Origin of the sequence: Zavarzinella sp., from assembly GCA_041399155.1 — a bacterium.
In the GTDB taxonomy this organism is placed as follows: domain Bacteria; phylum Planctomycetota; class Planctomycetia; order Gemmatales; family Gemmataceae; genus JAWKTI01.
The window spans coordinates 626,359-639,359 of the sequence record JAWKTI010000004.1 but is presented as its reverse complement, the minus strand read 5'-3'; the positions used below and the strand labels follow the sequence as shown (position 1 = coordinate 639,359).

Genomic DNA, 13,001 nt, shown 5'->3' with positions numbered 1-13,001 from the left:
ATCATTTGATTGGATTTCATCATCTTCTCAATTCTTCGGCTGACCCTAAAATACCGCCATGCAACAACGAAGTTTGACAGCGTATCTCTACCTGGCGATTGGCATTATTGTGCTGTTTGCCTGGGGTCCCGTGGTAAATATGATCTGGCCTCCACCGCCGAAGCCAGAGGCGCCTGCCCCGGAATTACCACTGACAGAGCTGGATGGCCGCATCCTTGTTGCGGGCGGTCTGGGCAGTTTTGAACCAGAACCGATCATCCCACCGACGCAGGAAGGCGTTGCCTGGCTGGGTGGGGGCATTTCCAGTGCCACCGTTGGCAAAGATCTGGCCCGCGAAGGCTTTATCGTGGGTGTACGTCAGCCTGGGCAGTTACTGCCAATGGGTTACGGCGAACAACCAGCCCACTTGCAGGTGCTGCTCAACACCCGTGGTGGCTCGATTCAACAGATTAAATTCACCCATTTTCAGCAGGCCACCCGCGAAGGGTTGCCCGATAAAGATGCCAACGGTCAGCCACGCCAACTGATGATTATTCCGGGCTACCCGGCACAGCAAGGTGGGCCGATTCTGGATAAAAAAGAGCCCCCTGTTGTCTTTGAACCCGGCGAATGCCCCGCAGAGTTCGATGTCGTCAGTAATTTGTCCTACCTGATGACCCACTACCGCGATCCACGTGATGATCGCCCGGTGGATACACTCAGTCGACGCATCTGGACGGTGGAAAAAAATGAAACCACCAGTGAAGGCCAGACGATTTCGTTTGCCACCGAATTACAACAGCCGTACTACATTAAAATTGTGAAAGAATATTCATTAAAGAAAAATGAGTATCACGTGGGTTTTCGGCTGAAAATTGAGCCATTAGCCGCACCCGAAGGGAAGCGGAAGCCCTTTCGCTATCAGATCAGTGGCCCACGGAACATGCCGATTGAGGGTGAGTGGTACAGTGCCACTTACCGTCAGGGGATTGTGGGCTGGGTGGATGACGATGAGAGTGCCCGCCGATTGCTGGAAGATGCTCGTCAGGTTCGTCGATTGGCTGGCAGTGATCGCCACACCAGCAAAGCAGATGAGCCGATCCGCTACATGGGGGTAATGGTGCAATATTTTGCCAGCATTCTGGCACTGGATGATATCCAGCCGGAAGGGCAGAAGGCAAATTACATCGAACATGTACGGTTCACGCCGGAAGGCAAAATCCACCGCGATAAGACCACCGACCATACCATGCTGGACGATCTGACCAGCAGGGCGATCAGTCGGGAACTGGATGTTTCCAAGCCGATTGACCACCCCTACCTGATCTATACTGGCCCCACCAAGGTGCGGCTGCTGAAGCAACTGGAAGGGGAAAAAGCAGTTCCGGAAGATACTGTCCATCGCTATCGAGACCATCTGTATCTGAATACGCTGACCGATGCACCGATGGATAACTGGATCGGCCGGTTTGCCTCCTTTATCTACTGGAGCGATCTGGTGATTGTGTTCACCAACGTCATTCACTCGCTGCTGGGTCTGTTCTCCCACGCCATCCCCAACCTGGGTATCTGCATCATGCTGATCACCCTGCTGGTGCGTGGGTCGCTGTTTCCATTCAGCCGGAAACAGCAGATTAAAGCCAAGATCATGCAGGCAAAGCAGGCGAAGCTGGCTCCACAGATGAAGGTGCTGACGGAAAAATACGGCAACGATTTTCAGAAACTGAATGCGGAAAAAATGAAACTGTTCCGTGAGCATGGCATTAACCCCGCTGCGGCGATGGGTGGGTGCTTCCTGCTGCTGGCACAGATGCCGGTGTTTATGGGCCTGTACTATGCGTTGCAGGAAAGCGTATTCTTACGGCTGGAAAACTTTGTCTGGGTGAAAAACCTGGCCGCCCCCGACATGTTGTTCAGTTGGGGCGAAAAGATTCCGTTTTTAAGCACCCCTGCCGATTTTGGCGGCATGTTGTATCTGGGGCCGTTCTTTAATCTGCTCCCACTGATTGCGGTGGGGCTGATGCTGTACACGCAGTCCAAAATGATGCCGAAATCGGAAGACCCACAAGTCCAGATGCAACAGAAAATGATGAAAATCATGATGATTTTCTTCCTGTTCTTCTTCTACAAGGTCGCAGCGGGGCTGTGTATTTACTTTATCTTCAGTAGCGTGTGGGGCATTATCGAACGACAATTGCTGCCGAAAAACATTACCGAAGATTATGAACAAAAAATGAAAAAGCCCAACAAGCCCCGCGGCTGGCTGGGACGGAAACTGGATGCCTGGAAAAAGCGGATGGAAGAAATTATGGAAGAAGCCCAGAAGCAACAGCAGCTCCGCAGCCAGAACGGCCCCAACAAAAGCACGACAGATAAGAACCAAAAACGAAAAAAACGGTAACTTCGAAACCATGTCAGAATCGATTGTCGAACGAAAAAAGCAACTGCGGGAACAAGCCCACGCCAACCGAAACGCCCAGCAGGATAAAGATGCGTTGAGCGAAACGATCTGCACCACCTTCATGGGACTGCTCGCGTATCAGGCAGCCGGAACGGTGATGTTCTACATCGATGTGCGGTCGGAAGTACGCACCAGGCAGGCACTGCCAGCAGCATTGGCATCGGGTAAGCGAATAATCGTTCCGTGGTGCAATGAAGCGGGCGAGTTGGAACTGTTCGATTTGAAATCGATGGATGAATTGGCCATTGGCATGTACAAGATTCTGGAGCCAAAGGCCGAACTGCGACAGTTACCAGAAAAGCAGTGCACACCGGAAGAACTGGACTTGGTGATGGTGCCCGGCGTGGCATTTGATCGACGTGGGGGCCGGATGGGCCACGGCAAAGGGTATTACGATAAACTGCTGCAGCACGCCCGCCTGGAAACCCCACTGGTGGCACTGGCGTTTGACTGCCAGTTGTTTCCGGAAATCCCCACCGACGACCATGATATCTTCATGGATATGATCATCACAGAATCGGGCGTCATCACTGGCCGCGGCCGCCAGAAGTAAAGCAATTTCTTCCACTTCTTCGGAAATTTTCTGGCAATGACTGGACTCGCTAGTTCAAACTAAACCAAAATCAGTTTGAAATTCGGTGTTTCTTGGTATTTTTCGATCCAACCGTCTAACGCCGTCGGCTCACAAACCCATCCGAGGTTGGGTTTCAGACGGTTGTGTCTACCATAAGAATCTGAACGTGTCTACAACCGTCATTCCCGCGCAGGCCGGAATCCAGGGCAATCAACTTGAATTGAAATCGTATTGATTGTTTTGTGAGCCGAAAGCGTTAGTGACTATGTTAAATGTCAAGCGTTTTTTGGCAAAAGGAGTTTGCCCGTTCTACATCAATTTGCCATGTTTCTGACTTGAAAACACTGGTATTCGAACTGAATTGGATTGAATTACTTGACTGTAATCAGCTTATCTTCTTTGGGAAAAGTTTCTAATTTCAGCCCTTTGAATTGGATTTCCTGTGGAACGGAATTCGAATGCAGTTGGAGACCGATAGGACCTTCTTTGATGCGTTCCGGTTCCGGGTCACGCCAGTCAACTACTGCAACGCCATTGACTGCAACGCGTACACGATTGCCCTGCGCCAGGATTTCAATGTCATTCCAGTCGTGTTGTTTGCCGACTTTCTTTGCAGGGGCTCCGCTGACAGGCAGACCGTTGCGGCCAAACAGATCGTACATACCCCAACCGGACGGATGCATCACCAGATGACCAGCATAGGTAAACTTGGTGCGGTCTGTTTCCGGATTTTTGCTGACACTTGGCCTCACCTCGCCCCAGAACGCAACCCCAGAGTGCATTTCAGAAGTTACCAATTTCGACGAGAACACCAGGCGAAAATCGCTGTAATTATCTTTCGTTAACAGATACGTGGAAAATTTGAGTGGCTTGATATTTTTGCCGACAATCGCACCATCCTGAACAGACCAGAGCTCTTCATAACCGATCCAGCCAGTTGTCGTCTTACCATCAAAGAGTTCGATGGTTTTCGATTCACCTTTCTTCGGAGCAACGACGGGTGCTTCCTTGGGATTTTTTTTCTTTGGTTGCTGTGCCTGGATGTTGCTCGTAGCAGATACGAGCATCAGCACGACGAGGGAGAGAGTCCGCATAGATTTTACCTCAAGTTGAAAAAGCAGATTCTTAAATTATCTGCGAGTGTTTGTTTTATATGAATCCTGGTGCGAAAATGGTGCTCCAAAAAACATCTTCACTGTGAACGTGAATGATCGAATGATCAATAAAGAACGTGGCTTTTATTTTTAGAGACAGATGAATCGCAAGACTCACTCAAGCAAAGCAATCGAGCATTTTTAGACGAATTTCGGATAATAGCCTTTATTGCACTCTTTGACACGAAATTTCATGAAAACCAGCTATGTTGGTGCTCGAATCATCCTGCCCGACGTGCTAAAAACGGGCACCCTGACCATTGAAAACGATCGCATTGTGGCGATTGCCGATGATTCTCCTGCCGACCAGATGGATAGCAAACTGTGGCGTTTTGATGATCTGATCCCTTAAACGGAGAGCCATTCTGAACCAGAATTCTTCCTCGCATCCGTATGGTCGACTGTCGTTGATTTTGCTTTTTCTGGCAGTCGTCAGCACCTTTTATCTGGCGGGTGGGCAGCAGTACCTGTCGTGGGACTATTTCACCACGCAGCGGAACACTCTGCAGGCATGGGTGGGGCAGCACACCACCTTGGCCGTGCTACTCTATTTCACCATCTACGTGCTTGCTACCACCTTTTCCCTGCCTGCTGCCGGCATTCTGACGCTGATCGGTGGGGCATTATTTGGGCGTTGGCTGGGAACCGGAATCGTCAGCATTGCCTCCACGATCGGTGCCACGCTGGCCTTCCTGAGCAGTCGGTACCTGTTGCGGGACTGGGTTCGCACCCGCTTGGGCAATAAACTGGCAAAACTGGATGCTGGCATCGCCCGCGATGGGGCGTTCTACCTCTACATGCTTCGAATGATCCCCCTCTTTCCTTTTTTTCTCATTAATATTGGCATGGGCCTGACTTCGATCCGCACCCGACCGTTTATGATCGCCAGTTGGGCAGGCATGCTGCCTGGCACCTTTCTGTTTGTGAATGCAGGTGCAGAGTTGGGCAGTGCAGCCACTCCAAAAGACCTGTGGTCAGCACGCACGGTGCTGGCGTTTGTGGCACTGGCATTATTTCCGCTTGTGGTGAAATATCTGTTCCGCAGCCGCACCACCCCACGTGGGGATGAAAAAATGAAAAATTGATGAGAAAAGCCGGATGACCGATTTTACAGAGATCGTAATTGTGAATGGGTCAGAATTTCTAACTGATTGGCGACAATGATAGCAAGTCAAAGCCATCACTTATCGTGTAAACTGAAGTACGCCAAGTTATACCAAGAGTAATAATTTAGTTTGGTGCAGGTAAAGTTATCGAATATCGTTTTGCTTGCTTCGTTTAGTCATCTGTCGAATGTAGTCGCACTCTAGCTCGATCAACTCTGTAACTATCTTCTCAGCTGGCCAACCCTTTGCTGCCATCTGGTGTTCTGGTCCTGCCGATCGCCATTTCCATCCACGGTTTACAGCGCAATATTCGCGAACTTCAAATCGACACTCTTCATCCCATCCAAGTGCGTAGCCGGCTGCCAAAGAAAAAGCACTTAAGAAATTGCGTGCATGTTCTGGCTCAACTGGACCAATATAGTGATCAGTCCGATTCTTTACTAATTCCAAAATAGCAAGTAATCCCTGTAATAAAGTGTTTTGATCCACCCGACTACCTCTTTGATCAAGTGCGTAACATTAAAGCAAACTTTATGTGTTGGCATCATGAGAGCAACGATTCTCCATTCGAAAAGTAGCCTTGCATGCAGAAGAATGAATTAGGCTCATAGCGTTGGGTGGAAGATTCTCAATAATCCAATTCACCAGATCACCTTTTTGCCACTTGAAGTCCCACGGACGATGATTTACAGTGGTTTCTTACTCTCCTTGACAAGGAAAACGGATGAAATTGACAACTGGATTGGCCGTGTTGTGCCTGATTTTCAGCCAACAGTTCGCCGAAGGTGCGGAAAAACGCCCACCCAACGTGATTGTGATCTTTGCAGATGACCTGGGCTATGGTGACCTTGGGTGCTACGGTCATCCGGAAATCCGCACCCCACACCTGGATAAGCTGGCGGCAGATGGGGTTCGATTTACCAGTTTTTATGTGGCAGCTTCTGTTTGCACGCCCAGCCGGGCGGGCATTCTGACGGGCAGGTTGCCTGTTCGCACCGGGATGTGCAGTGACAAACGTCGCGTGCTGTTCCCCAATTCTGCAGGTGGGCTGCCTGCCAGTGAACTGACGATTGCCGAAGTGCTGAAAACACGTGGCTATGCTACTGCAGCGATTGGCAAATGGCACCTGGGGCATCTGCCGGAGTTTTTGCCCACCAGACAGGGGTTTGATAGCTACTTTGGCATCCCTTATTCCAACGACATGGACCGTGTGAACGATTCCCCGATGGGGCGGGAGGCGTTCTGGAAACCGAAGAGCGAATACTGGAATGTGCCGATACTCGAAAACGAAAAAGTAGTGGAACGTCCCGCACGCCAGGAAACAATAACCAAACGCTATACGGAACGGGCGGTTGAATTCATTCAGGCGAATAAAGAGAAGCCGTTTTTCATTTATCTGGCACATTCGCTGCCCCACGTGCCGCTGTTTGCTTCGGACAGTTTTCTGGGCAAAAGCCCACGTGGGCTGTACGGGGATGTGGTGGAAGAAATTGATTGGAGCGTGGGACAGATCCAGAAAGCAGTTAAAGATGCCCAGCTTGATGACAATACCCTCATTGTTTTCACCAGCGATAACGGACCGTGGCTGATCTTCAACGAACACGGCGGCAGCGCGGGGTTATTGCGTGAAGGGAAAGGCTGCACCTGGGAAGGTGGCATGCGGGTGCCGGGCATCATGAAGTGGACTGGGAAGATCCGTGCGGGGCAGGTTTCGGCAGATATCGTGTCTTCTTTGGATATTCTGCCCACGGCGGCTGCGTTGGCGGGTGCCAAGCTACCGGAAAACCTGGTGCTGGATGGCTACGATCTGAGCAAATTCCTGACGGAACAGGCCCCCTGCCCACGTCAGGAGATGTTTTACTATCGTGGCACCCATCTTTATGCAGTTCGGCAGGGTGCCTGGAAGGCTCATTTCCGCACGCAGACTGCCTATGGGAAAGACGATCTGGCAATCCATCAGACGCCGGTACTGAACCACCTGACAGTTGATCCATCGGAAAAGTACAATGTGGCCCAGAAGCACCCAGAAGTGATTGAAAAAATCAATCACTTGGTACAACAGCACGAGAAATCGATGCTGTGTGCTCCCACCCAACTGGAAAAGATGATTCAGAACAAGAAGTAGTCGAAGCCTGAACTAATCCAGTGCACCTTCAGCAAGGATGGGGAAGTCAAACTTCGCTTTACTGTATTCCTGTTGCAGCCAACGGTCGAAGATTTCTTTCTTCAACTGGGTGCGTAACGTGTCATCCAGGATTGCCGGGGTGCGTTCCTGCACTTCAAACAGTACCCACGCATTCCCGGCGGCAAAAGGCCCCACGGTGCTGCCGATTTCTGCTGCAAAAATTGGTTCCTGCAGTGCCGGCAATAATTCCCGACGTCTGACAGGTGCCATCTGCCCACCTGCGGCTTTGGTTTGCTGGTCAATCGAATGCTGGGTGGCCGCATCTGCAAACGTGGTCATGTTCGACAGAATCTGATCTTTCAGTTCCGTTGCATGATTCTGATCTGCCACCACCAGTCGACGAAGGGTAACCAGTTCGAAGTGGTGTTTGTTATCTTCAAAGGTTTTGTCAATAAATGGCGTGGCTAACTGATCGCGAAATTTGCTGATCATCAGATCACGGCTCAGTCCCAGGGCAAAGTCGTTCTGGGTAATCCCATTTGCTTTGAACCAGTTCTGCACCTGTTCCGGGCTGAGTAAGCCATTCTGTCTGCGAAAGTTATCCGCGTGCGACTGCAATTCTTCATCCGATACTTTAATGCCCGCGTTGGTTGCCCGGTGGACAAGGTAGCTTTCCGTAAAGGCATCCACCAGCAAGGGCTGCAGGCGACGCGACCGTTTCAGTGCGGCAAGCAGTTGCTTGGTGGTAAGGCGAAACGGTCCTAATTCTACGGCAGTACTTTCCAGATCCATATCTCTCTCCTGATTATTCCGATGCGAACGAACGCTGCAGGACAGCACCATTTCGTTCGCCAAAACTACTGACACGTCCGGTGTGTAAGTTATTAAAGCTGATTTGTGCCGGTGAGAAGAGCAGTGGGTCGAGCTCGTAGAAATTCCCATTGTAGCGTTGAAAAATCTCTACAAACGGTCGACCATAATCCGGGGAACTGCCAGCTGGCACCCTGGGGCCGATTTCGGCAATCAACTCATCCAGTTGTGCTGCCTGGTCTTTCTCTTTGGCCTGCACATATAGGTCTACTTTACCACCGTACAGGATCGCATCGTTTGTGCGTCCAATTGCGGATATTTCATCTTTAGCAACCGGTGGCAATGGAGCCCAGCCAATCCCACTGACAATCGTATCCAGTGGGAAGTTCAATGCATGCAGTTTATGCAGTGCTGTTTCGAGGCACCGTGCAACAACCTGAATATTCCCGGCAATACTGGCTGCAGGTGCCACTGCCAGCACACATTGCTCGACAGTATCTGGCAGTTCGGCCAGAATTGCCTGACAAACTTCTTCCGTGGGCAGTTTTCTGGTTTCCAGCGCACCCACGGCAACAGGTGACTGTTCTACCAGGTGGGGGTATTCCTCGAAGATTGTTTCTTCGGCAAGAATTGCCCGCATCGGGCCGGAGGCCATTGCAAAGTATTTGCCGTAGCTCATCTGCCAGCCTGCGTATTGTGAACCCAGGCAAGCTGCAAGTGGGGCATCGGAATAGACCGCAATACCGTGCCCCAGTTCGCTGCTTTGCAGAGTAACTTCTGCAGCACCACCCAGGCAGATCCGGGCTAATTGCAGGCCTGCTGCAAGACTACCCAGCGTGTGTGCCCCACAATCAATCAAAGTCATGCGTGGAAAAGTCGCCACTTCACAGCGATAACGTGTGGTGTTCTGAAGAAAATCCTGGGCAAGCAGATTAGCAGATTTATTGAGTACAGACATTGTCGTTTCTAATGACTTGATTGTGGGTTGGCAGAGACTGATACAGGAAAGTAGAAATGTCAGGGACCACCGGGAACACCCGGTCCAGGCATAGGTGCTGGCCCTCCCGGACCGCCCGGAAAACCACCCCCGAAGCCACCAAAGTTCTGTTGGGGTTCGTAAAATTGTTTCAATTCCGGATACACCTTGTCGAAGCTCGGGTGGGGCAACAAGCCAGATACAATCACCATCGGTCCATTGCTGTAGACGTCCACCGATTTCGCATAGTATTCCAATGCATCGTTCAAATCACCTTGATTGGTCAGCTTGGGTGGTTCCAACTTTGGTGGTGCACCTGGTGCACTGTTAAATGATGGTTGTTTGGGCAAAAAGTTATTCAGACCATCGGGCTTGGTTTCGCTGTACATTTTTTCTTGAGCTTCACCAAAGGCACCGGAAAGCAGTTTTTTCACTGCTTTTTTCGACTTGGGATCACTGTAATGAGAAGCCTCTGCAACCAGCAATCGGTTACTGTCCGAAGCCACCCAGAATGCGTGGGCAGTTTCAATGTAAACACGCTTGCTGAGTGTCGGGTTGGCAGGATCGTAGATCCCTCTTACATCGTCCGGCACAAAACCCATCGACATCCCCACGTTGAACTGGCCCACACCACGCATGTGGCCCCGCGTGGCACGTACAAACTGACCGTCGCAGTTATCGGCCACTTCCCGCATGACACCTTTCAGGCTGATTTTGGTTTTGTCTCGATCAAGTAACAAATCCATCTCTTTCTTTGTGTCCGTGTAAACCAGGGTGCTTTTATTTGGGAAGTAAAAACTGCTGAAGTACCGTGGCTCCAGAACACCGTTCACCGGAAAATTCACGTAGGCAGTGTAATAGGCCTGCCCGCCTGGAGATTTGTTTTCCTGCAGCTTCATGAATCCATCATCAAGTGCTTTGATAAAACCATCTGTATCGGCATCCTGCAAAAAGGTGATCACTGTGATGCTTGAACGTCGATCCTGTGGCAGACGATCCTGATCTCCTTCATCCGGTGGCACGGAGCAATGGAAATACTTCTTAGCAAATTTCGTTGGCTCCTGCTGCTGGGTGCTGCTGAATAAGGAACCAGCCCTGGCTTTAAAAAATCCACCAGTGGCCTGCTGATTGTTGACAGTAATTGTGCTGTTGCTGCCACCTTGCCACCATGCCAGAATCGATTCCAGGTATGGTTTCATCTTGGTATTCTTGTTCATCTCAATCATATCTGCATAGACGAACGAATTAATCTCTTCCGGTGCATAGACCAGCAATGGCTTGTCGATGCCCATGGGAGAATAAACCCAGATAATCAGATAAAGCAGTGCGGCAGAACCAGCAATGGCACCAATAATCATCATGATCTGCTGGCGGGTCTTGGTTTTGCGTTTTTTCGCCTTGGGAACAAAGACTTCTTCCTCTTCATCGTCATCTTCTTCATCACGACGAGAGCGTCTGTCTTCTTTACCAGGTTTCCGATCATTGACGGGTCGGGAAGCTTTTGCCACAGAAGCTACCTCCAGGAATACAAGTTCGGTTTATGATACAACCTTCCACTTCGTTTGTGCAAGCGAATGCAGAAGTTATTCTGCCTTCGCAATCAATGTCACAGAATCACCTTACCCCAATGTAACGACATGTGATCATGCGAACATATATAATATATCCACGTTCACTAATTAGTGCGGTGATTTTCCCACGAATTTGCCAGCTGAAACCAGAAATGGATCAGCGTAAAACATTACTGGATAAGTACTTACAAAAAAGTAGATTTTTTCTGAGAAAAACAGGAAAATAACAATCAGACAAGTGTTATATAAATAGCAATGTGGAAGAATCACTCATTCGCAGTGGTGCGGCCGAGTGCCACGTCAAACTCTGTCAGCAGTGGCACCAGAAAGGCCGACATCGTAAAGCCAAACGCACTGGCGATGACCATTGCAGGCACCAGTGGGTCGCTGGATTCCAAAGAGCCCGGCTTCCCAATGAGAATATTCAACACCGAATAAAAGACCGCCAGCGGGCACAAAAATGCAGCAATCGTCAGTGCAGGGGCGGGGCGATCTCCTGAAAAGACAAACCACAAGCCTCCGATGCCCAGGCCCAGAAAGGCACTGAAACTGAGGAGCTGATTGCCCAGGCTGCCCCCGTTAATCACAATCAGGTAAATGCTGATCAGTGTGCCAATCGAGATGAAGAAAACCGTCCCCAGGGTGTTAACCACCGCCAAGCGACTGTTTTCCGTACGAAGTGCGACGTGGAGGCCCAGCGTCAGCACGAAACTAATGAGAATGGTGATGGTGCCCACCAATGCCAGGGTGGGGGCAAAATTCTTCATCAACACCGATTCATCTGGTGCCGTATAGGCAAGAGTGCCACGGTAGCCGTAGTAGAGCGCCACCAGGAGTGGTGGGATGATAAATTCTTTGGTGTTGTACAGCACCCCAAGTAGTTTGCCGAAAATAAACTCTTTCGGTTTCAAATCGGTTACTAGCAGCAAATCGAGGCATTTGCCATCCCGCTCCGACGTAATCGAAGTGACTGCTTGTGCGGCTACCAGCAACATCGTCAGCACAGTGATGGGCACCAATCCGTAGGCTGCAACGTAGTCTGGGCGATCGAAATTGCTTTGTAACTGCCCAAAACCGTAATAACAGATCAGTGCCAGCACAATCCCGTAGGCCAGTTTAATGAGAAGCGGCTTGCGACCGTATGCCAGCGTCTTCATTTCCCGCCAGAGGATGGGATTCTCCCACACTTCGCGGATTTTACCAGGTGCTGCATGGGCTTTTGCCCGCTGTTCAGCATCCATTTCCTCAGAATCTTCAATTTCGCTGCGTTTGATGGTTTCGCCAGATGGATTCCATTTCCGTAACTTCAGGATACCAAAGGAGTTCAGGAAAATGGTGATCCCACTCATCACGGCGAGGAATATCCAGGCACTCGGCACTACCGATTGGTCTGTGGCTTTCAAAACGCGGATCAGTGCGGTAAAGGGATCAAAATATCCAGCAAACTGAGCCCACGCAGGAGAAGGAAAGGCCAGATTACCCAGTAACCGAACCCCTTGCACCAGCATCAGGTACAGCATTAACGCCAATACCGACAGTGCCAGAGATTGATAAGTTTTGTCCCGCCAGAGGGCAATTAATGCCCCCAGAGACCCCGCAGCAATTGCGGTGGCAAACATGATGACCATTGCCTGCAGAATCTGCTGCAGGCCGATCCCACCAAGTAGCAGTAGAAACATGTAAAAAGGAATGGTCACCGTGAATAAGGTGACGATGGGCAACAAGCTGCCCAGCATTTTCCCCAGAACGATCTCGTAATCCTTCAGATCGGTCATCAGAAGCAGCAGAAAGGTTTTGCGGTCTTTTTCCTGCGAAACGGTGCTGGATGCTGATACCACCGAAAAGAACATCAACAGGGTTAGTTCCATTAGAGCGGCAATCTGAAAAAGCAAGGGGCCAAATCGGGCAATTTCGCCCAACGAGGCATCGCGTTGAAAGCCCACTGCAGCCTGCCAGGCGGTAATTCCCAGCACCCACAGAAACAGCAGGGCTGCCGCACGCACCAGGTGGTGGCGTTCTCGCCGGGGGACTGTCTGCAGTTCTCGATTAAACAACGGTCCTAACAAATTCGTTCCACCCGTAATCTGAGGAAGAAATGGACAATATCAGGCTACCAAACACAAGCCCAAACGGCGAGAAATCGCCCACAGATTGATTTCGAGCGCTGGCATCCGGAATGGGTTTGAAGCAGAATGACGGGAGTGCAGACGTTGTCCCACCCAAAGGATGAATTTTCATGAAATTC

11 protein-coding genes are annotated in these 13,001 nt (G+C 50.4%); 5 read left to right on the top strand and 6 right to left on the bottom strand.

Annotation, left to right across the window (positions count from 1 at the left end):
* Nucleotides 1-58 precede the first annotated feature (58 nt).
* Nucleotides 59-2,380, top strand: coding sequence for a membrane protein insertase YidC (gene yidC, locus R3B84_20335; GenBank protein MEZ6142919.1), 2,322 nt, complete (start codon nucleotides 59-61; stop codon nucleotides 2,378-2,380).
* Nucleotides 2,381-2,390: 10 nt separating this feature from the next.
* Nucleotides 2,391-2,993 (top strand): 5-formyltetrahydrofolate cyclo-ligase, encoded by a 603-nt coding sequence (locus R3B84_20330; protein MEZ6142918.1) that lies wholly within the window; start codon nucleotides 2,391-2,393, stop codon nucleotides 2,991-2,993.
* A gap of 392 nt (nucleotides 2,994-3,385) precedes the next feature.
* Here the strand turns inward: R3B84_20330 and R3B84_20325 are convergent, their stop codons facing one another.
* On the bottom strand, nucleotides 3,386-4,108 hold the full coding sequence (locus R3B84_20325; GenBank protein ID MEZ6142917.1) for a DUF1080 domain-containing protein: 723 nt from the start codon (nucleotides 4,106-4,108) through the stop codon (nucleotides 3,386-3,388).
* Nucleotides 4,109-4,361: 253 nt separating this feature from the next.
* On the opposite strand from R3B84_20325, the gene R3B84_20320 reads away from it, so the two are divergent.
* Nucleotides 4,362-4,520 (top strand): hypothetical protein, encoded by a 159-nt coding sequence (locus R3B84_20320; GenBank protein ID MEZ6142916.1) that lies wholly within the window; start codon nucleotides 4,362-4,364, stop codon nucleotides 4,518-4,520.
* Between the two features lie 55 nt (nucleotides 4,521-4,575).
* Nucleotides 4,576-5,253: a TVP38/TMEM64 family protein gene (locus R3B84_20315; GenBank protein ID MEZ6142915.1), complete on the top strand. Its 678-nt coding sequence runs from the start codon at nucleotides 4,576-4,578 to the stop codon at nucleotides 5,251-5,253.
* Between the two features lie 165 nt (nucleotides 5,254-5,418).
* Here the strand turns inward: R3B84_20315 and R3B84_20310 are convergent, their stop codons facing one another.
* Nucleotides 5,419-5,763, bottom strand: coding sequence for a hypothetical protein (locus R3B84_20310; protein ID MEZ6142914.1), 345 nt, complete (start codon nucleotides 5,761-5,763; stop codon nucleotides 5,419-5,421).
* Nucleotides 5,764-5,998: 235 nt separating this feature from the next.
* Here R3B84_20310 and R3B84_20305 point away from each other — a divergent pair, with 235 nt between their 5' ends.
* Nucleotides 5,999-7,399, top strand: coding sequence for a sulfatase (locus tag R3B84_20305; protein ID MEZ6142913.1), 1,401 nt, complete (start codon nucleotides 5,999-6,001; stop codon nucleotides 7,397-7,399).
* A gap of 12 nt (nucleotides 7,400-7,411) precedes the next feature.
* Here the strand turns inward: R3B84_20305 and R3B84_20300 are convergent, their stop codons facing one another.
* The 4 genes from R3B84_20300 to R3B84_20285 form a co-directional block, all read right to left on the bottom strand.
* The gene (locus R3B84_20300) at nucleotides 7,412-8,191 is read right to left on the bottom strand and encodes a peptidylprolyl isomerase (protein MEZ6142912.1); all 780 of its coding nucleotides are present in this window, start codon (nucleotides 8,189-8,191) and stop codon (nucleotides 7,412-7,414) included.
* Between the two features lie 13 nt (nucleotides 8,192-8,204).
* Nucleotides 8,205-9,167, bottom strand: coding sequence for a methenyltetrahydromethanopterin cyclohydrolase (gene mch / locus R3B84_20295; protein ID MEZ6142911.1), 963 nt, complete (start codon nucleotides 9,165-9,167; stop codon nucleotides 8,205-8,207).
* A 59-nt stretch (nucleotides 9,168-9,226) separates the two neighbouring features.
* Complete coding sequence (locus R3B84_20290; protein ID MEZ6142910.1) at nucleotides 9,227-10,693, bottom strand: hypothetical protein; 1,467 nt, start codon at nucleotides 10,691-10,693, stop codon at nucleotides 9,227-9,229.
* Nucleotides 10,694-11,022: 329 nt separating this feature from the next.
* Entirely contained in the window at nucleotides 11,023-12,822 is a 1,800-nt protein-coding gene (locus R3B84_20285; protein ID MEZ6142909.1) for an ABC transporter permease, read from the bottom strand.
* Nucleotides 12,823-13,001 lie beyond the last annotated feature (179 nt).

Bases quoted from the DNA above. Each gene is read 5' to 3' on its own strand.
- R3B84_20330 (MEZ6142918.1), top strand. From the start codon at position 2,391: ATGTCAGAATCGATTGTCGAACGAAAAAAGCAACTGCGGGAACAAGCC.
- yidC (MEZ6142919.1), top strand. From the start codon at position 59: ATGCAACAACGAAGTTTGACAGCGTATCTCTACCTGGCGATTGGCATT.
- R3B84_20325 (MEZ6142917.1), bottom strand. From the start codon at position 4,108: ATGCGGACTCTCTCCCTCGTCGTGCTGATGCTCGTATCTGCTACGAGC.
- R3B84_20320 (MEZ6142916.1), top strand. From the start codon at position 4,362: ATGAAAACCAGCTATGTTGGTGCTCGAATCATCCTGCCCGACGTGCTA.
- mch (MEZ6142911.1), bottom strand. From the start codon at position 9,167: ATGTCTGTACTCAATAAATCTGCTAATCTGCTTGCCCAGGATTTTCTT.
- R3B84_20300 (MEZ6142912.1), bottom strand. From the start codon at position 8,191: ATGGATCTGGAAAGTACTGCCGTAGAATTAGGACCGTTTCGCCTTACC.
- R3B84_20305 (MEZ6142913.1), top strand. From the start codon at position 5,999: ATGAAATTGACAACTGGATTGGCCGTGTTGTGCCTGATTTTCAGCCAA.